Here is a 20,735-nt window from a genome sequence, read left to right as displayed (position 1 = left end):
GAAATTGATTATGAATAATCCCTTATTATCAGATTTCTTGTTACCTCCATTTGATCAAATTACTGATGATTGTATGGTTCCAGCGATTATAATTACAATAAATAATATTAAAAAAAAAATTAATAAAATATTAAGAAATAAAAAAAATAATTATAATTGGGAAAATTTTTGTCAAAAAATTCTAGAATTAGAAGAAAATTTATATCGTATTTTTGCTCCTATTAATCATTTAAATTATGTTAATAATAACAAAAAAATTAGGAAAAATTATGAAATTATTATTAAAATAATAACTGATTATAATATATGGTTTAAACAAAATTTAGATTTATATCAAGCATATATATATGTACAAAAAAAACAAAATATTTTACATTTAGATAAATTACAAAATAAATCTATTAATGATATTATACTTGATTTTAAATTATCAGGAATTTTATTAAATCAAGAGCAAAAAAAATTATATTTACAAATTATTAAAAAATTATTAAGACTAGAAAATAACTTTAATAATAATGTTTTTGACAGTACAAGAAAATTTAAAAAATATATTTTTAATAAAAAAGAATTAGATGGTATTCCTGATTATATAATAAAAATAATGCATGAAAATGCTTTATTAAAAAATAAAAAAGGATACTTACTAAGTTTAGATTATCCAATTTATTTATCAATAATTACATTTTGTAATAATCAAAATTTAAGAAAAGAAATATACTATAAATATAGTATAAGAGCATCATCATTAGATGATAACATTTCATTAGAAAATGAAACCATTATACAAAAAGAATTATCTTTACGTTTAAAATTATCTAATTTACTAGGATATAGTTCTTATTCTGAACAATCTTTAATAAATAAATCAGCAAAAAAAATAAATAAAGTTTTGTCTTTTTTATATACATTACTTAAATTATCTAAAAAACAAGCTATAAAAGAAGTTTTAAATTTAAAAAAATTTGTTAAAAAAAAATATAATATTATTAATATTAATCCATGGGATGTATCTTTTTTTACAGAAAAATATAAATTTTATTTATATGGAATAAATGATAATATTATTCGTGAATATTTTCCCATTAATGTTGTAATAAAAGGTATGTTCCAAATTATTAATAATATATACGGTTTATCATTTATTTTAAAAAAAGTTTCAGTTTGGCATAAAAATGTAATGTTTTTTAATGTTTTTGATGAAAATAATAAATTATGTGGAAGTATTTATTTTGATTTATATTTTCGTGTAGAAAAACGTAGTGGTGCATGGATGGATATATGTCAAACAAGAATTTTAAAATCTAATGGAATGTTACAATATCCAATAGCATTTATTAATTGTAATTTTACTCCTTCAAACAATAACATTTTTCTTTTACACCATCATGATATTTTAACTTTATTTCATGAATTTGGACATGCTTTACATCACATTACTTCTTGTATTAATATACCTAATATATCAGGTATTAATGGTTTACCTTTAGATATTGTAGAATTTCCTAGTCAATTTATGGAATATTGGTGTTGGGAATATAAACCTCTTAAAATGATTTCTCAACATTATCAAAAACATAAAAATATGCCATCAGATATAATAAATAGATTAATTACATCTAAAAAATATAATTCTGCTTTATTACTTATGCGCCAAATAGAATTAAGTTTATTTGATATAAAAATTCATAACGAATTTTCTTTAAAAAAAAATAATCAAATATCACATTTGATTAAAGAAATACAAAAAGATATTGTTACAATTTCTCCTATCCCAATTTGGAATAAATATACTAATATATTTCATCATATATTTGGTGGAGAATATGCTGCAGGATATTATAGTTATTTATGGTCAGAACAATTAGCAGCAGATTCATTTTATCATTTTAAAAAAAATGGTTTATTTAATCCTGAAATAGGTAAAAATTTTTTAAAAAATTTTTTATCTTTAGGTAATTCTATAGATCCTATGATCTTATTTAAAAAATTTAGTGGTAGAAAATTAAATTTTCATATTTTACTTAAACAAAGAGGCATTAAAATATAAATGAAAATTTATTTTATATTAACAGAATGTAAAATAATTATTTTATGAAAAATATACGAAATTTTTCAATTATTGCTCATATTGATCATGGTAAATCAACATTTGCAGATAGATTAATAGAAATTTGTGGAGGATTATCTACAAGAGAAATGACATCACAAGTTTTAGATAGTATGATTTTAGAAAAAGAAAGAGGTATTACTATAAAAGCACAAAGTGTTTCTTTAAAATATAAATCACAAAATAATAATATTTATAAATTAAATTTTATTGATACTCCAGGACATGTAGATTTTTCTTACGAAGTTTCTAGATCCTTGTCTGCTTGTGAAGGTGCTTTATTATTGATAGATGCTTCGCAAGGTATAGAAGCACAGACAATATCTAATTGTAAAACGGCTATAGAGATGGGATTAAAAGTATTACCTATTATTAATAAAATAGATTTATTGTCAATAAATATAAAAAAAATTAAAAATGATATAGAAGCAATTACTGGGATTAAATCTACAACATTTCTTAAATGTTCTGCAAAAACAGGTTTAGGTGTAAAAGAAGTAATAGAAAACATAGTAAAAAAAATTCCTTCACCTAGAGGAAATATTAAAAAAAAATTACAAGCATTAATTATAGATTCTTGGTTTGATAACTATTTAGGAGTAATAGCATTAGTTTGTATAAAAAATGGACAAATTTTAAAAGGTATGAAAGTTTTTATTTTAAATACCAAAAAAAAATATTATATAGAAAAGATAGGTATTTTTACACCTAAAAAAAAAAATTTAAATGTATTAAAATGTGGTGATGTTGGTTGGATTGTATTAGGAACAAAAAATATAATTGAAGTACCAGTAGGTGCTACTATAACATCATATATAAATCCATCTAGTAAAATAATTTCCGGATTTAAAAAAAGTATACCTAAAGTTTTTGCAGGATTATTTCCAATAATTTCAGATGAATATAATATTTTTAGTAATGCATTAAAAAAGTTAAGTTTAAATGATTCTTCGTTATTTTTTGAACCAGAAAATTCAGAAGTATTAGGATATGGATATAGATGTGGTTTTTTAGGTTTATTACATATGGAAATTATACAACAAAGATTATTAAACGAATATAATATTCATATTATTACGACCATACCTACAGTAAAATATGAAATAAAAACATTAGATAACAAAATTTTATTTATAGATAATCCATCAAAATTTCCAAATTTTTCTTTAATTAAAGAAATAAGAGAACCTATCTTAAAATGTAAGATTTTTTCTCCTATAAAATATATAGGTAAAATTATTAAATTATGTATCAGTAAATATGGTATACAAAAAGATATTATATATCATAATAATAATGTTATTTTAATATATGAAATTCCTATGATAGGGATTATTATAAATTTTTTTGATAAATTAAAATCTATTACAAAAGGTTATGGATCATTAGATTATAATTTTTTAAAATTTAAAAAATCTGATCTAGTGTGTGTAAACATATTAATTAATAAAAAATGTATTGATGCATTAACAACAATTACTTATAGGAGTAAAATTTATTCTTATAGTCGTTCTTTAATAGAAAAACTTAAAATATTAATTCCTAGACAACAATTTAATATTACAATACAAGCTGCTATTAATAAAAAAATTATTTCTAGTGCAAAAATTAAACAATTACGTAAAAATGTCATCGCTAAATGTTATGGAGGTGATGTTAGTAGAAAAAAAAAATTAATTCAAAAACAAAAAGAAGGTAAAAAACGCATGAAAAATATTGGTAATGTTAAATTACCATCTTCAATTTTTTTAGATATGTTAAAAATACCAAAATAATTTTTTAAAAAATAAAATTTTTAAAATTTCAAAAAATATTACATTTTTTTATTTATATAAAATGTAATATCTATTATTGACGATTATTTATGAAAAAAATACAATTTTTAATAAATCAAATATTTTCTATAGCTCCTATTATATTATTAATTTTAATTATTCGTATATTTATATATGAACCTTTCTATATCCCTTCGGAATCCATGATGCCTACCTTAAATACAGGTGATTTTATTATAGTTAATAAATTTATTTATGGTCTTAGGAATCCTTTTAATAATAAAATTTTTATTAAAAATAAATTACCTCAAAGAGGTGATATAGTCGTTTTTAAATATCCTAAAAATACTAAAATAAATTATATTAAAAGAATAATTGGATTACCAGGAGATATCATTTTTTATGATATTACAAACAAACAAATTATATTATATAATAATAAATATATTAAAAAAAATATTTTTAAATATAAAGAACTTAAAAAAAGTAAATATTTTAAAATATTTCAAAATATTACTCAAAAAAAATATGTTTTTTTAAAAAAAAATTCTATAAAATTTTATAAATTTGGAAATATAAGATATTTTCAATATACAGAATATATAAATAAATTGTCACATAAAATTTTATTTACACCTGAATTAGAGAATAAAATAAATGGAAAAATATATAAACAAAAAAATATTCCTTTATATATGTGGATAGTTCCTAAAAAATGTTATTTTGTTATGGGTGATAATCGTGATAATAGTCTTGATAGTAGATATTGGGGTTTTCTTCATGAAAAATATTTATTAGGGAAAGCTATATTTATTTGGTTCAGTATTAAAAAAACAACACATTTATGGTTTTATAAAATAAAATTTAATCGAATATGTAAAATAAATTAATTTTTAAAAAAATATTTTATCTAGTTTTAGATTTAAAATACAATTAAATAAATTTTATTATGATTAATCAATTACAGAAAAAATTGGGTTATATTTTTAATCATCAAGATTTATTATATCAAGCTTTAACACATAGAAGTGCAAGTAGTAAACATAATGAAAGATTAGAATTTTTAGGTGATTCTATATTAAGCTATATAATAGCTAAAGCATTATATAATAAATTTCCTGATGTAAATGAAGGTAATATGAGTCGTATGCGTGCTTCTTTAGTTAGAGGTAATACTCTAGCAAGTATTGCAAGAGAATTTAAATTAGGTGAATATTTATTTTTAGGACCTGGAGAATATAAAAATGGAGGTTATAATAGAGAATCTATTTTAGCAGATACAATGGAAGCATTAATAGGAAGTATATGTTTAGATAGTAACATTAAAGTTGTAGAAAAAATTATTTTACTTTGGTACCAATTTAGATTAAAAACAATTTTACCAGGTAATAATCAAAAAGATCCTAAAACAAGATTACAAGAATATTTACAAAGATCACATTTACCTTTACCATATTATTTTATTGTACAAATAAATGGAGAAGTACATAATCAGAAATTTACGATACAATGTAAAATTAGTGGAATATCAAAAATAATTAGGGGTATAGGATCTAGTCGTCGTAAAGCGGAACAATCAGCTGCTGAAAAAGCATTAAAAAAACTTGGACTAGAATAGTTATTCTAATATAGAAGGTTATTTATGTGAAAAAAATATCATCATGTTATGGAAGTATTTTAATATTAGGTAGAACTAATGTAGGTAAATCTACTTTATTAAATTTTTTAGTGAAGAAAAAAATATCAATTGTTTCTCATAAAAAAAATACTACAAGTAGCAATATTATTGGAGTTTATAATAATGATATTTATCAAATAGAATTTATTGATACTCCTGGAAATATATTTTCTAAAAATAGAATTTTTAATTTATTAAAAAATAATCAATATGATTTTATATTATTTATTTTAGATAAAACTAAATGGAGTTATATAGAAGAAAATTTTAGTAAAATTTTTTCTAAAATTAATATACCGATAATATTAATTATTAACAAAATTGATCAAATTAAAAATAAAAATATATTATTACCATATATTAATTTTCTTAAAAAGAAAATAAATATTTTTCATTTATTTATAATTTCAGCTAAATATAAATTATATACAAATGATCTTTATCATATAATTTGTAATAATTTACCTAAAAAAAAACATTTTTATTCTAAAAATTATATTACAAATCAAACAGATAAGGTAATTATTAAAGAAATTATAAGAGAAAATATTATGAAATTTCTTCATAAAGAAATACCATATTTAATTAAAATTAAAGTAATTTTTTCTAAAATTTTATCAGATGAAATAAATATTATATTTTTAGTAAAAAAAATAAATCATAAAAAAATAATAATAGGTAAAAATTCTAATAACATAAAATTAATCAGAAATAAGTCAGAACAAAATATAGAAAAATTTTTTAAAAAAAAGATAAAATTACATATATGGATAAAAATTAAGTAATTTGTTTTTAAACAATATTTTTTAAATTAAAATTATGAATATTTTTGGGATTGGAATCGATATAATCGCAATTAATAGAATTAAAAAAATTTTTTTGCTTTTTGGTAATCGTTTCGCTTGTAAAATTTTAACAAAATATGAGTTATCTATATATAAAAAAAATACTCATAAAATTAAACTATTAGCAAAATTTTTTACAGCTAAAGAAGCAACAGTAAAAGCTTTAAGTACTGGTTTTACAAATGGTATTTTTTTTAATCAAGTAGAACTATTAAGTTCTAAAAATAATAAACCAAAAATAATTTTATATAAAAAAGCATTAAAATTTTTAAAAAATATGGATTTTAAATATAAAATTCATATTTCATTTTCGGATGAAAAAAAATATGCATGTTCAATAGTTATTATTGAAAAAAAATAAAATTATATAATTTATTTCATATATTTTTTAATAATATTAAATGCTTTATGTATATTTTGTGTTTTAATTTTTGCTTTTTCTAATTTTTTTGATGAATAACCTTTTGATATTAATTTATCTGGATGATACTTACTAAGTAATTTATGATATGCTCTTTTTATAGTTAAAAGATTATCATCATATTTGATTCCTAATAATTTATAAGCTTTTTTTATAGCTAATTTATTATTATCTATATTTTTTTTATTTTTAAAATTATTATCATAATAATTATTATTTGTTTTTCTTTGATAAAAGAAAAAATTATAAAAAAATAAATCTTTTTCATTAATATATTTATTACGATATTTTAATTTTTTTATAATTAAAAGAATATCAAACATTGATATATTCAAATTTTGAAAAATAATATTTAATACTTTTTTAGTTTTAAAATGTAATTTTTTGTTAATAAATGATAATTCAATTTGTGTTTCTAAAAAATTATTTACTAAAGTAGGATCATAATAAGAAATTAAAAAATTCAAATAATTTAATTTACTAATTAATGGATAATCTGTTTTTTTACCATATAAAAAAGCTTTTTGCATAAAAATAATATTTTTTTTATTTAAATTTATTTGATTCATTAAATTTGTTGTATAATTTATATCATATTTACTGATATAACCTTTAGATTTACTTATACATCCCATAATTTCAAAATTAATTTTCAAATATTCTTTTTTTATATTTTTTATATAAAAAAATTGATGCTTTTTGTTATAAAAATTAAATATATCATTTATTAATATAGTAAAAAATACCCCTAATATTATTTTAATTAATACATTAAAATATTTATATTCATGACTATCAATCATTTTTTTGTAAATAAAAAATAGTAATTGATATCCAGAATATATGTTCATCATTTTATGAATGTAATAAAAATAAATTTATTATAACAGATAATTAATCAATTATTAATATTAATTTTAATTAAAATTTATTTATTTATTTAAAATCAATTACTTTAAACAAAAAATTTTAATTTATAAAAAAAAAAATATAATTTTATAATTAAGTTGATTATCTTTTATAAAAAATTACTTTTTCTAAAATAGAATTGAGTAAAAAATATGAATCGTATATATTAAAATATAAAATATATAGTTATATTTAATTATATTATAATTATAGATATATATAAAAATATAATTTAAGAAATACACTTAATTAAAAATTAATAATATGAAAATATTTTTTAAAAAAAAATATGGACAACATATTTTAGTAAATAAAAAAATTATAAAAAAAATAATATCTTTAATAAATCCTAAATATTACCATATAATGGTCGAAATAGGTCCTGGTTTAGGAGCATTAACTATACCAATGATTAAATATAATCAAAATATTTCTATTATTGAAATAGATAAAAATTTTGTTAATTTTTTAAAAAAAAAACAAGTTTTAATTAATTCAAATATTCATATTATATTAAATAATATATTGAATTTTAATTTTTATACTTTAATTCAAAAATATAAAAAAAGAATACGAATTTTCGGTAATTTACCATATAATATTTCTACAAAAATAATTTTCTATTTGTTTAATTATTTAAATAATATTAAAGATATGCATTTTATAATGCAAAAAGAAGTAGTAAATCGTTTAACTGCATATCCTGGAGGGAAAAATTATGGATGTTTAAGTATAATGATTCAATTATTTTGTAAAATAAAAACTTTATTAGAAATAAAACCAAATGATTTTTACCCTAAACCTAAAATATTTTCTAATATGATATATATGAGGCCTTATGTAAATAAAAATTATAATTTAGATGATATTTTTTTTTTAAAAAAAATTATTAAACAAGCTTTTAGTATGAGAAGAAAAATTTTACGAAATAGTTTAATAAATTTATTTTCTATAGAAGAATTAGATGATTTAGGTATTGATTATAAAATTCGTGCTGAAGATGTTTCAATATCAGAATATTGTCAATTAGCTAACTGGTTAAAAACAAATCATAAAAGGTTATAAACTTATGAAATCATTATTATCTCAAGTTTATATAAAAGTACATAGTATGTATGTAAAATCTCAATCTATACCTACAATTAATCGTTATGTTTTTGCTTATACAATTACCATATATAATTTAGGAAAAAAAATTTTACAGTTAATTAGCCGTTATTGGACGATAACCAATGGAAATGGTAAAAAAACACAAATGTATTGTGAAGGAGTTATTAGTAAAAAAACGTATATTAAACCAGGTAATAATTTTTACTATACTAGTGGTGCTATTTTAGAAACACCTATTGGTATAATGCAAGGTCATTATATAATGATTGATGAAAATAATCATGTTTATCATGTAGATATTCCAATTTTTCGATTAGCAATAAAAACTTATATACATTAATAAAATTAATAATTTATAAAAATATGACTACTTATTTTATTGGAGATATTCATGGTTATTATAATGAATTTATTTCCTTATTAAAAAAAATTCGTTTCGATAATAAAAATGATCAATTATGGATTACAGGTGATCTTATTTCTAGAGGACCAGATTCTAAAAAAGTTTTATATTATTTATATTCTATTAGAAAATCTATAAAATTAGTTTTAGGAAACCATGATTTATATTTAATATCATTATCTTTAGGTTCAATGAACAGTAATATTAATGATCCAATAATTTTAAATTTATTAAAAGATATTAAAATAAAATTTATCATAAATTCTTGGTTAAAATATCAACCTTTTGTTCAATATGATGAAAATAAAAAAATTTTAATGTCACATGCTGGTATAGCTCCTCAATGGGAAAATATTTCTACTATATTATCTGCTTCTAATGAAGCAAAAGATATAATTTCTAGTGAAAAAAATAAAATTTTTTTTGATTATATAAATAATGAAAAGTATCAAATAAATGATTGGAAAAAAAATAAATTAATTGGATTTCAACGTTTTAGTTTTATTATTAACGCATTTACAAAAATGAGATATTGTTACCCAGATGGTACATTAGAAATGTTAACTAAAAAAGCTCCTAATGATATTAATTCAATTGTATTAAAACCATGGTTTGATATTCCTAATTTATTGTATAAAAAATATACAATATTTTTTGGTCATTGGTCTGATTTACAAGGTGGGGGATATACTCCTAAAAATATTATAGGTTTAGATACTGGATGTTGTTGGGGGAATCAATTAACTGTTTTTACATGGGAAACTAAAAAATTTCATAGTATAACTTGTATAATATAAAATATAAATTTTATTTATAAATATTTTTTTATTTATTTAGTAATAAATTTTGAAATAAAAAATTTATTATTATATATTATAAAAAAACAAAATATTAATTTATAAAAAAATTAATTATATTAATTAATATTAATTATTTTTAATAAAATTTAAGTTTAAAAAAAATATTAAATAATAATAATTTTTATTAAAAATTATAAAAATTAAATAAAGAATATTTTATTATTTTTATTTAAAATAAATATTAATTTTGTTATTTAATAATAATTTAAAAATAATAAATTACTTATATATAAGTAATTTATTATTTTTAATAAAATATATAATAAGTTATGTATAATAACTATTACTATTTTTAATAAAAAGTAAATTAATTTAAAAATTTTATAAAAAATATTAATATAATTATTTTATTAAAATAAAAAACATTTATTTTTTTTACCAAAAAATAACTTTATTAATAATAAATTATATTTTTTTACAAAAAAATTATGTTGAATTATAAATATTTTAATGAAAAATTAAAAATAAAAAATTAATATTCACTATAAATTTTTATTTAAAGTAAAGATTATTATTTTTTTTAATCTTTTATTTAATATAAAATTTAAAATTTTTGTATATAAAATAAAAAATATAAATTAAAATATAATAAAAGTAATTATATTTTATTAATTTAATAATTTTACTTTATTATAAAAAAATAACATTTTGAGGTAAATATGATTTTAGTAACTAAAAAAGCTCCAGATTTTAATGCGTCTGCTGTTTTAGAAGACGGATCTATTATTGATAATTTTAATTTATATGATTATTTAAATAATACAATTACTATATTATTTTTTTGGCCTTTAGATTTTACATTTGTTTGTCCTACAGAAATTATATCATTAAATAAACATTTAAATTCTTTTAATAAAAGAAATGTAAATATTTTAGGTATATCATGTGATTCACAATTTGTTCATTACGCTTGGCGTAATACTCCTATAAATAAAGGAGGTATAGGGCATATTAAATTTATAATGATTTCTGATATTAAAAAAAATATTCAAAAATCTTATGGTATTGAACATCCTGAATTAGGAATTGCATTAAGAGCTGTATTTTTAATAGATAAAAAAAAAATAATTAGACATCAATTAGTAAATGATCTTCCATTTGGAAGAAATATAAATGAAATAATTCGCATGATTGATGCTTTAAATCATTATGAAAAATATGGTAATGTATGTCCTGCACAATGGGAAAAGGGTAAAAAAAGCTTAACCCCTAATTCTATTGGAATCGCTAATTATTTATCCCAAAATATAGACGAATTATAATTATGAATATTTATTACAATTGATAATATCAGCACACTGTGCACGATAACGTAATAAATGATCCATTAAGATTATTCCTACCATTGCTTCTCCTATCGGAACAGCTCTAATTCCTACACAAGGATCATGTCGTCCTTGTGTAATACAATATGTTTCTTCTCCTAATGAATTAATAGTTTTACATGGTTTAGAAATACTAGAAGTAGGTTTTACTGCAAAATTAATAATAATATTTTGTCCGGTGCTAATACCTCCTAAAATTCCTCCTGAATTATTACTTTTAAATCCATTACTTCTAATTTCATCTCTATAATTACTTCCTAATTTATTTATGCAATTAAATCCATCACCTATTTCGATTCCTTTTACTGCATTAATACTCATTAATGCATAAGCTAATTCAGCATCTAATTTATCAAATACCGGTTCTCCTAACCCTACTGGTACATTTTTTATAATAATAGTAATTTTAGCACCTATAGAATCACCATTATTTTTTAAATAATTAATTTTATCTTTTAATAATTTTACTTGATTTTTATTTGGACAAAAAAAAGGATTTTTATTAACTTCTTCCCAATTATCAAAATTACAAATAATATCACCCATTTGAGATAAATAACCCTTAATTTTTATATTATATTTTATACCTAAATATTTTTTAGCTATAGCTCCTGCTGCAACACGCATTGTTGTTTCTCTAGCTGAAGAACGTCCTCCACCTCTATAATCACGAATACCATATTTTTTTTTGTAAGTATAATCTGCATGCCCTGGACGAAAAATATTTTTAATTTTTTGATAATCTTGAGATTTAACATCAACATTATTTATTAATAAACCGATACTTGTGCCAGTTGTTAAATTATTAAATACACCCGATAAAATTTTTATCTGATCTAATTCTCTACGTGGAGAAGTATATTTAGATGTTCCTGGTTTTCGTCTATCTAAATCTTTTTGTATATCTGTTATTGTTAATGGAATTTTAGGAGGTACACCATCAACTATACACCCTAAAGATTTACCATGTGATTCACCAAAAGTTGTAACTGTAAATAATTTTCCGATACTATTACCTGACATAAAAATCTACTCCTGTAATATCTTATTATATTATATATATATTATTTATTTTCCATTTTAAATATACCTATACCTCCATTTTTAATATTTATCCATTGAAAATATATATCTGGATATTTTTCTATAATATTTATCATTTTATCTCCAACTTCACAAATTAAAATACCATTTTTTTTAAGAAAAAATGGTGACATAGATATTATTTTTTCAATAATTCCTATACCCTTATTATCAGAAATTAATCCTATTTTAGGTTCATATGAATATTCTTTTGGTAAAAAACTTATATCTTTTTTATTTACATATGGAGGATTACTAATGATTAAATCATAAGTATATTTAGATAATTTATTAAATAAATTACTACATATAGGAGTAATACGATTTTCTAATCCATGTAATTGAATATTATGTTCAACTACATTAATTGCATCTAAAGAAATATCTACTGCATCTATATGTGCATTAGGAAATAAATATGAACATGCTATAGCAATACATCCACTACCAGTACATAAATCTAATATATATTTTGGATGATTATGAGAAGAAATAATAGATTTAAATTTATTATTAATTAATTCAGAAATAGGAGATCTAGGTATTAACACTCTATTATCAATATATAACTCATAACCGCAAAACCAAGTTTTATTTGTTAAATAAACTACAGGAATTCTTTTTTTTATACGTTTTATAACTAATTCAAAAATAATTTTACGTTCTTTAATAGATAATCTAGAGTTATAAACTCTATTCCAAATATATGGAGGTAATCCTAATATAGGTAAAATTAAATTTACAGCTTCGTCCCATGGATTATCACTACCATGACCATACCATAAATTAGACATGCTAAAACAACTTGATACCCAACGAACTACATCCTGAATCGAAAAAAGTTCTTCTATTATGATTTTTTTTTTTAAAATTTGTTCTAATTTCATTATCATATATATACCTTATAATAAAAAATATAATTATTTATTTAATAAAATATATTTTATGATGTGAAAAATATAGTAGTTTACTCCCCTGACTGGATTCGAACCAGTGACATACGGATTAACAGTCCGCCGTTCTACCAACTGAACTACAGAGGATTAATAAATATGTAAATAATATATATTATATATTATTTATATGTCAAGAAAATTTATAATTTTATATATTACAAAATATTTTTATATTATTAATATTTAGTTATATCTATGAATCTATAATTTTATATAAAATATTTTTTATATATTTAATTATTATAGAGTTTTTAACTTTTGAAAATATATTTCATATTGTTTATTTATATTAATATTATTACTATTTTGCCATATACCATTATTAATAATTTCATCATCAGGGTATAATGTTTTATTATTAATAATTTCTAATGGTAATAATTTTTTTGCTTCTAAATTTGGAGTAGAAAAACCTATTTTTTTTACTATTTTTACTACAATATCTGGTCTTAATAAAAAATTAATTAATTTTAAAGCTCCTTTTATATTTTTTGCATTGCTAGGGATTACAAAACTATCCATCCAAAAAATACTACCTTCTTTAGGCCAAATAAATTTCAAAGGTATACCTAATTTTTGAATAGCATAAGCAGATCCATTCCAAATCATTCCTATATTTACAGATCCTTCAATAAAAGAATATACAGGATTATCAGAGTTAAAAGAAACGATATTAGGCATTAATTTTTTTAATTCTATAAAAGCTTTATTTATATAATGAATATTAGTAGTGTTTACAGGTAATTTTAATCTTATTAATGACATTTGAAATACTTCTTTAGCATCATCTATTAAAGAAATAGATTTATTATATTTCGGATTCCATAGATCATTCCAACTATTAATTTGTTTATAATTTATAACATTTGTATTAATGCCTATAGCAGTAGCACCCCATATATATGGGATAGAATATTCATTATTACGATCAAAAGATTTATTTAAAAATTTAGGATCTAAATTTTTAAAATTAGGTATTTTATTTTTTTCAATTTTTTGTATCATACCTTCATCTTTCATTTTGGTTACAAAATATGTTGAAGGCACAACTAAATCATATGATTGTTTTTTATAAGTTTTTAATTTAGTAAACATACTTTCATTAGAATCATATGTAGAATAAATAATTTTAATACCTGTTTCTTTAGTAAATTGATTTAAAATTTCTTGAGGAACATACTCTGTCCAATTATAAAAAAAAATGGTATCTTGATAAGATTTTTTTTTATTTAAATAATTTTTTGTTATTGGAAATAATAATATAATTAATAATATACATATTAATCTAAAAAATAAAAACATTTTAATTAAACCTTATAAAATATAAATCATATTTTTATTACAATAATTTTAATTTTAATTTCTACATTTCAACTAAATTAGGTTTTTTTAATAAATTATAGTAAAATAGTTTTTACAATTTTTTAAAAAATATTTTTTATAAATTAAATTTATTTTATTTAAATTTTTTAAAAAAATATTGTTTTAATAATTTTTTCAATAAAAATTTATTTTTTAAATATATCTAATATTTTTCAAAATTTGAAGTACTTATTTATTAATTTTTTAATAGATTACCTTATTTATTAAATTAATAATTATTTATTTAAAAATAAAAAAAATATTTTTTAATATAATTTTTTGTACATAAAAATTTATAAAAAATATAGTTTTTTAGTATAAATAATTTTTCATAAAAACCTATTATTTTATTTTAAATAAAATGTTAAATTTTTATTTAAATATATTTAGTTTAAAAGAATAATATTTTCTTTTAATAAAGAAGTAATCATTATAGCCTTAATTATATGAATTTTATTTTCTGCTTGTTGGAAAATAATACTTTTATTAGATTCAAAAATATCATTTGTTATTTCTAATCCATTATATAAATTATATTTAGATAATATTTTGCTATTAAATAATTTTTTATAATGATTATATAAATGTAATGAAGGTAAACAATGCATAATTTTGACATTATTATTTTCACTTTTTTCTAAAAGTAATTCATTAACTTGATACTTATATAAAAGTTTTATTTTTTTTTCCCATAATGTAAATGAATTTTTTTCACCCATAGATACCCAAACATCTGTATAGATAAAATCTGTATTTTTTACACCTATATTTATATTATTAGTAATATGAATATTATTATAATATTTAATTTTTTTTATTATATTTTTAATGTAAAAATTATTTTTAAATTCAAGTTTTTGAGGAGAAATTAAGTATAATGTAAAACCAATTATCATTGATGCTTCTATAAGACTATAAGATATATTATTATTTATATCACCTATATAAGATAATTTTATTTGATCTATATCTTTATTTTTTATATTTTCTTTAATAGTTAATAAATCTGCTAATATTTGAATAGGATGAAATTCATTTGTTAATCCATTCCATACTGGAATTGTTGAATATTTTGCTAATATTTCAATATTTTTTTGATGTTGTCCTCTATATTCTAATCCATGATACATTTGACTTAAAATTATAGCAGAATCTTTTAATGATTCTTTATAACCTATATGACTATCTTTCACATCTAAAAATGTGACATTTGCTCCTTGGTCAAAACAAGCTATTTCAAAAGAACATCTAGTACGTGTAGAACTTTTTTCAAATATAAGAATAATATTCTTACCAATTAAGAATTTTTTTTCTTTAAAATTTTTTTTATTATATTTTAATTTTTTTGAAATTTCAATTAATTCATAAAGATCTTTTTTAGAAAAATCTGATAATTTTAAAAAATTTTTATTATAAAACTGGTTCATTATATAAATCCTTTTTTTTTAAAAAAAATTATAAAATATTAAAAAATAAAATATTATAAATGTTTAATTAAAAAAAGTTTTTGTAATAATTCTTTTTTTAAAATTTTACTTTTTTTTAATTTTTGTAAGTTTTTTTTTATAATTATTTTCGGAGCTTTAGATAAAAAAGATGGATTTTTAATATTTTTATTTAAAAAATTAATTATTTTTTGATTATCATTTATTTTTTTATTTATTTTATCTAATATTTTTTTTTGATCAATAATTTCATTATTTAATGGAATAGCAAATTCAATATTATGTATATTATTAATAATAGTTTTATTTGGGAAATTAATATTGTTTTCTATAAAAAAAACTTTATTAAGATTCACAAATTTTTTAAAAATATTTATATATTTTTTTAAAAAAATATGAAATTTATTATCTATATTTCTTATATATAAATCAATTTTTATATTATTTTTAATATTCATTTCTGCTCGATAATTACGAATAACAGTAATTATACTAATAAATGTATTAAAAATATCTATAATATTTTTTTCTATGATAATATTATTAATTTTAGGAAAAGATTGGATCATAATACTATCTTTATTTTTTTTATTTGGAATTATTTTTTGCCATATTACTTCAGTAATGAATGGAATTATTGGATGTGATAATCTTAATAAAGATTCGAAAATATTATATACTGTATAATGTGTACTAATATATTTTAATTGATTTTTATCTTGAAAGATTATTTTACTATATTCTAGATACCAATCACAAAATTTATTCCATATAAAATTATATAAAATGTTAGCTGCATTATCAAAACGATATTCATTAAGTGCTTTTGTATAATTTTTAATAACTAAATAATATTCAGACCAAATCCATCTATCTATAAGAGATAGTTTTTTTTTTATTTTTATAAATTCATATTTTATATTTTTTAATATAAAAATACTTGCATTCCAAATTTTATTACAAAAATTTCGATAACCTTCTAATCTTGTTAAATCCCAATAAATATCACGACCTGTAGATGATAATGCAGCTAATGTAAATCTTAAAGCATCTGCCCCATATATTTTATTATTAATAAATGAATGATTTTTTAATTTTTTTATTTTTTTAATATAGGAATTACCTTCAATAAAACACATAGGATCGATTACATTACCTTTAGATTTCGACATTTTATTACCTTTATTATCTCTTATTAATCCTGTTAAAAAAATATTTTTAAAAGGTATTTGAGATACATTATTATTGTTTTTAACAAAATACATTGTCATCATTATCATTCTTGATATCCAAAAAAATATAATATCGAAACCACTTATAATAACATTAGTAGGATGAAATAAAAAAAAATTTTTATTATTAGGCCAATCTAAAGTAATAAATGTCCATAAACTAGAAGAAAACCAAGTATCTAATACATCAGTATCTTTTATTAAAGTAATATTTTTATCTAAATTATATTTTTTTCTAATTTCTTTTTCACTATTTCCTACATAAATATTATTTTTTATATCATACCATGCTGGTATTTTATGTCCCCATAATAATTGTCGAGATATACACCAATCTTGAATGTTATTCATCCATGCATAAAACATATTTTTATATTTTTTAGGGAAAAATATTATTTTTTTATTTTTTACTGCATTAATTGCTTCTTGAGATAAAATTTTAGTTTTTAAATACCATTGATCAGTTAACATAGGGATAACAACAGTATTACTTCTAATACTAAAAGGAAATAATGTATGTTTTATTTTATATTTATCTAATAATCCTTCATTAATTAATTCCTTTATTATTATTTTTCTTGCTTTAATAAAGTTTAATTTTTGTAAATTTTCAGGAATATTTTTCTTAAAATTTATAATATTTTTTTTATTACCTAATATCTGATAAGTTGTTAAAATATTTCCATTAAGATCTAAAATATTTATTAAAGGTAAATTATGTCTAATTGCGACTTTATAATCATTAAAATCATGAGCAGGACTAATTTTTACACATCCTGTTCCTTTTGTAATTTTAGCATAATTATCAGCAATAATAGGTATTTTACGATGTATTATAGGAACAATTACAAATTTACCAATTAAATTATTATATCTTTTATCTAATGGATTAACAGCTATTGCAATATCTGCTAATAAAGTTTCAGGTCTTGTTGTAGCTACTATTAAATAATTTTTTTTGTCTAGAGTAAGAATTTTATCTGTAAGTAAATATTTTATATACCATAAATTTGTTTTAATTTTTTTATGTTCTACTTCCAAATCTGATATTACAGTTTTAAGTTTTAAATCCCAATGTATTAATCTTTTTTTTTTATAAATTAAACCTTTATTATAAAGAATAATAAAAATTTTTTTTACAGATTTAAGAAATTTTTCATCCATTGTAAATCTTGTTTTTTCCCAATCTGTAGATAAACCTAAACGTTTCATTTGATTATAAATAATTTCACAATATTTTTTTTTCCATTTCCAAATATTATTTAATAAAAATTTTTTACTATAAAAATTTTTTGTTTTTCCAGTTTCATTAAAAATTTTCTGTTCTATTAAATTTTGGGTGGCAATACCAGCATGATCTATTCCTACTTGACATAATATATTTTCTCCTAACATTCTATGATAACGTACTAAAATATCAATTAACGTATATTGTAATGCATGCCCTATATGTAAATAACCTGTAATATTAGGTGGAGGAACCATAATAGAAAAACATTTTTTGGAATTATCAAAATTATTTTTTAAATAATTATTATTTTCCCAGTAATTATAAATTTTTTGTTCAAATAATTTTGAATTATATACTTTCCCCATAATAAAAAATATCCTATATAAATAAAATTTATATTATTATTAATAATTATTATATCTGATTAATTAAAAATTGACTTAACATATTAATTGGTCTTCCTGAAGCAATAGCTTTATTATTTATGTAATACCATGCTGTACCAGCTATATCAATATGAGCCCAATTATATTTTTTAGTAAATTTAGATAAAAAACAAGCTCCATTAATCGCTCCTGCAATACCTCCACTACTACTATTAATTAAATCAGCAAAATTAGATTTTAATTGATTAAAATAACTAATATCATTAATAGGTAATTCCCAAACACGATCATCTGACTCTAATGAAGCTTTTATAATTTTATTAGATAAAATTTTACTATTAGACATTAAACCACTTATATTATTACCTAATGCGATAACACAAGCACCGGTTAGAGTAGCTATATCGATTACATATTTAGGATTATATTTTTCAATATAAGTTAATATATCACATAAAATTAAACGTCCTTCTGCATCTGTATTCGTAATTTCTACAGTAGTACCAGATAATGTTTTTATAATATCACCTGGTCGATATGCATTACTTCCTGGCATATTTTCACATCCTGCTAAAATAGCTATAATATTTATAGGAATTTGTAATTCTGCTATTGCATATATAGTACCATATACTGCAGCTGCACCACACATATCATATTTCATTTCTCCCATATTAGTACTTGGTTTTAAAGATAGTCCTCCTGAATCAAAAGTAATTCCTTTACCTAATAATACTATAGGTTGTAATTTATTATTATTTTGATATTTTATTATTGATATAAAAGGTTTATTTTTTGATCCTTTACTTACTGCTAAATAAGCATTCATACCTATTTTTTTGATATCTTTTATATCAATAATATCTACAGAAATATTTTTATATTTTGTTGTTAATTTTTTTGCTTTTTTTGATAAATATTCAGGAGTACATATATTTGGAGGTAAGTTAGCTAAATCTTTAGCTTTTTTTATACCTAAATTAATAGCTTTAGAATGTTTAATCGCCGTATAATAGATATTATCATTATTATTAGTAATAATAAATTTTATTTTTGTTTTAAAAGAAGTTGTGTTTTTTTTAAACTTATTAAATTTATAAGTATTATGTTCAATTAAATCTATAGTATCTCTTATATTCCAGTATAAATTAAGATTATTAATTTTAACATCTGTAAGATACCAATTAATTTCTTTAATAAAGAATTTTTTTAATATATTAATAGTATTACATATGATTAACTTATTTTTATCTCTATTAAGTTCATTTTTAATTCCAAAACCGATAATTAAAATTTTTTTACATAAAATATTAGGAATATCATATAAAATAATATTTTGATTAATTTTACCTTGTATATTATTTTTTTTTAAAACATTTAATATGTAATTATTAGATATTTGATTTATATTTTTTGTAATTTCAGGAAGTTTATATGTTTCATATATTGGTATAACTATACAATCTAATAAAGTATTATTTGGAAAAATTATTTTATCTGTTATATATTTCATTTTTTATTTCCTATAAAAGGAGTAAATAATAATTTAGATTAAAATATTGATTTTAATTAAAATTATGATGTATAATAAACAATATTATATA

At 18.8% G+C, this 20,735-nt stretch carries 16 protein-coding genes, 1 tRNA gene and 1 pseudogene; 10 read left to right on the top strand and 8 right to left on the bottom strand.

The genetic code is table 11. The features are described 5' to 3' along the window. Positions 1 to 10 precede the first annotated feature (10 nt). The 6 genes and pseudogenes from GJT97_RS00815 (at position 11) to acpS (ending at position 6,769) form a co-directional block, all read left to right on the top strand. A complete protein-coding gene (locus tag GJT97_RS00815) occupies positions 11 to 2,050 on the top strand; it encodes a M3 family metallopeptidase (RefSeq protein ID WP_169767609.1) in 2,040 nt (679 codons plus the stop codon). Positions 2,051 to 2,094: 44 nt separating this feature from the next. Next, positions 2,095 to 3,885: a translation elongation factor 4 gene (gene lepA, locus GJT97_RS00810; RefSeq protein ID WP_169767608.1), complete on the top strand. Its 1,791-nt coding sequence runs from the start codon at positions 2,095 to 2,097 to the stop codon at positions 3,883 to 3,885. Between the two features lie 125 nt (positions 3,886 to 4,010). Next, positions 4,011 to 4,775: pseudogene (lepB, locus tag GJT97_RS00805) on the top strand (signal peptidase I); the annotation flags it as partial. A gap of 47 nt (positions 4,776 to 4,822) precedes the next feature. Beyond that, entirely contained in the window at positions 4,823 to 5,503 is a 681-nt protein-coding gene (gene rnc / locus GJT97_RS00800) for a ribonuclease III (protein WP_169767857.1), read from the top strand. Positions 5,504 to 5,529: 26 nt separating this feature from the next. Next, a complete protein-coding gene (gene era, locus GJT97_RS00795; RefSeq protein ID WP_169767606.1) occupies positions 5,530 to 6,348 on the top strand; it encodes a GTPase Era in 819 nt (272 codons plus the stop codon). A 34-nt stretch (positions 6,349 to 6,382) separates the two neighbouring features. Beyond that, positions 6,383 to 6,769 (top strand): holo-ACP synthase, encoded by a 387-nt coding sequence (gene acpS, locus GJT97_RS00790; protein WP_169767605.1) that lies wholly within the window; start codon positions 6,383 to 6,385, stop codon positions 6,767 to 6,769. 11 nt (positions 6,770 to 6,780) lie between these two features. On the opposite strand, the gene djlA is transcribed toward acpS, so the two are convergent. Continuing rightward, positions 6,781 to 7,683 carry a co-chaperone DjlA gene (djlA, locus tag GJT97_RS00785; protein ID WP_169767604.1) on the bottom strand — a complete coding sequence of 301 codons (903 nt, stop codon included), beginning with the start codon at positions 7,681 to 7,683 and terminating at the stop codon, positions 6,781 to 6,783. 319 nt (positions 7,684 to 8,002) lie between these two features. Between djlA and rsmA the strand changes: the two genes are divergently transcribed. From rsmA to GJT97_RS00765, 4 genes are all read left to right on the top strand, one after another. Further along, complete coding sequence (gene rsmA, locus GJT97_RS00780) at positions 8,003 to 8,803, top strand: 16S rRNA (adenine(1518)-N(6)/adenine(1519)-N(6))-dimethyltransferase RsmA (RefSeq protein WP_169767603.1); 801 nt, start codon at positions 8,003 to 8,005, stop codon at positions 8,801 to 8,803. A gap of 4 nt (positions 8,804 to 8,807) precedes the next feature. Beyond that, positions 8,808 to 9,188 (top strand): Co2+/Mg2+ efflux protein ApaG, encoded by a 381-nt coding sequence (apaG, locus tag GJT97_RS00775; protein ID WP_169767602.1) that lies wholly within the window; start codon positions 8,808 to 8,810, stop codon positions 9,186 to 9,188. A gap of 23 nt (positions 9,189 to 9,211) precedes the next feature. Continuing rightward, positions 9,212 to 10,048 (top strand): symmetrical bis(5'-nucleosyl)-tetraphosphatase, encoded by an 837-nt coding sequence (locus GJT97_RS00770; RefSeq protein ID WP_169767601.1) that lies wholly within the window; start codon positions 9,212 to 9,214, stop codon positions 10,046 to 10,048. Positions 10,049 to 10,770: 722 nt separating this feature from the next. Beyond that, complete coding sequence (locus tag GJT97_RS00765; RefSeq protein WP_169767600.1) at positions 10,771 to 11,373, top strand: peroxiredoxin; 603 nt, start codon at positions 10,771 to 10,773, stop codon at positions 11,371 to 11,373. Here the strand turns inward: GJT97_RS00765 and aroC are convergent, their stop codons facing one another. The 7 genes from aroC to GJT97_RS00730 form a co-directional block, all read right to left on the bottom strand. Beyond that, positions 11,374 to 12,459: a chorismate synthase gene (aroC, locus tag GJT97_RS00760; protein ID WP_169767599.1), complete on the bottom strand. Its 1,086-nt coding sequence runs from the start codon at positions 12,457 to 12,459 to the stop codon at positions 11,374 to 11,376. A 41-nt stretch (positions 12,460 to 12,500) separates the two neighbouring features. After that, positions 12,501 to 13,406 (bottom strand): 50S ribosomal protein L3 N(5)-glutamine methyltransferase, encoded by a 906-nt coding sequence (gene prmB, locus GJT97_RS00755; protein WP_169767856.1) that lies wholly within the window; start codon positions 13,404 to 13,406, stop codon positions 12,501 to 12,503. 83 nt (positions 13,407 to 13,489) lie between these two features. After that, a tRNA-Asn gene (locus GJT97_RS00750) sits at positions 13,490 to 13,562 on the bottom strand. A gap of 153 nt (positions 13,563 to 13,715) precedes the next feature. Further along, positions 13,716 to 14,783 carry an extracellular solute-binding protein gene (locus tag GJT97_RS00745; protein ID WP_425482456.1) on the bottom strand — a complete coding sequence of 356 codons (1,068 nt, stop codon included), beginning with the start codon at positions 14,781 to 14,783 and terminating at the stop codon, positions 13,716 to 13,718. Positions 14,784 to 15,223: 440 nt separating this feature from the next. Beyond that, entirely contained in the window at positions 15,224 to 16,264 is a 1,041-nt protein-coding gene (gene argF / locus GJT97_RS00740; RefSeq protein ID WP_169767597.1) for an ornithine carbamoyltransferase, read from the bottom strand. Between the two features lie 53 nt (positions 16,265 to 16,317). Then, on the bottom strand, positions 16,318 to 19,110 hold the full coding sequence (locus GJT97_RS00735; protein WP_169767596.1) for a valine--tRNA ligase: 2,793 nt from the start codon (positions 19,108 to 19,110) through the stop codon (positions 16,318 to 16,320). A gap of 49 nt (positions 19,111 to 19,159) precedes the next feature. Continuing rightward, on the bottom strand, positions 19,160 to 20,644 hold the full coding sequence (locus GJT97_RS00730; protein WP_169767595.1) for a leucyl aminopeptidase: 1,485 nt from the start codon (positions 20,642 to 20,644) through the stop codon (positions 19,160 to 19,162). Positions 20,645 to 20,735: the final 91 nt, after the last annotated feature.

It is taken from the genome of Enterobacteriaceae endosymbiont of Donacia proxima (assembly GCF_012569285.1).
Lineage (GTDB): Bacteria > Pseudomonadota > Gammaproteobacteria > Enterobacterales > Enterobacteriaceae.
The sequence above is the reverse complement of the archived record's forward strand: the minus strand, read 5'-3'. Positions and strand labels throughout refer to the sequence as shown.

Bases quoted from the DNA above. Each gene is read 5' to 3' on its own strand.
- aroC (WP_169767599.1), bottom strand. From the start codon at position 12,459: ATGTCAGGTAATAGTATCGGAAAATTATTTACAGTTACAACTTTTGGT.
- djlA (WP_169767604.1), bottom strand. From the start codon at position 7,683: ATGATGAACATATATTCTGGATATCAATTACTATTTTTTATTTACAAA.
- argF (WP_169767597.1), bottom strand. From the start codon at position 16,264: ATGAACCAGTTTTATAATAAAAATTTTTTAAAATTATCAGATTTTTCT.
- GJT97_RS00730 (WP_169767595.1), bottom strand. From the start codon at position 20,644: ATGAAATATATAACAGATAAAATAATTTTTCCAAATAATACTTTATTA.
- GJT97_RS00770 (WP_169767601.1), top strand. From the start codon at position 9,212: ATGACTACTTATTTTATTGGAGATATTCATGGTTATTATAATGAATTT.
- GJT97_RS00765 (WP_169767600.1), top strand. From the start codon at position 10,771: ATGATTTTAGTAACTAAAAAAGCTCCAGATTTTAATGCGTCTGCTGTT.
- lepA (WP_169767608.1), top strand. From the start codon at position 2,095: ATGAAAAATATACGAAATTTTTCAATTATTGCTCATATTGATCATGGT.
- acpS (WP_169767605.1), top strand. From the start codon at position 6,383: ATGAATATTTTTGGGATTGGAATCGATATAATCGCAATTAATAGAATT.
- apaG (WP_169767602.1), top strand. From the start codon at position 8,808: ATGAAATCATTATTATCTCAAGTTTATATAAAAGTACATAGTATGTAT.
- GJT97_RS00735 (WP_169767596.1), bottom strand. From the start codon at position 19,110: ATGGGGAAAGTATATAATTCAAAATTATTTGAACAAAAAATTTATAAT.
- prmB (WP_169767856.1), bottom strand. From the start codon at position 13,406: ATGAAATTAGAACAAATTTTAAAAAAAAAAATCATAATAGAAGAACTT.
- GJT97_RS00815 (WP_169767609.1), top strand. From the start codon at position 11: ATGAATAATCCCTTATTATCAGATTTCTTGTTACCTCCATTTGATCAA.
- rsmA (WP_169767603.1), top strand. From the start codon at position 8,003: ATGAAAATATTTTTTAAAAAAAAATATGGACAACATATTTTAGTAAAT.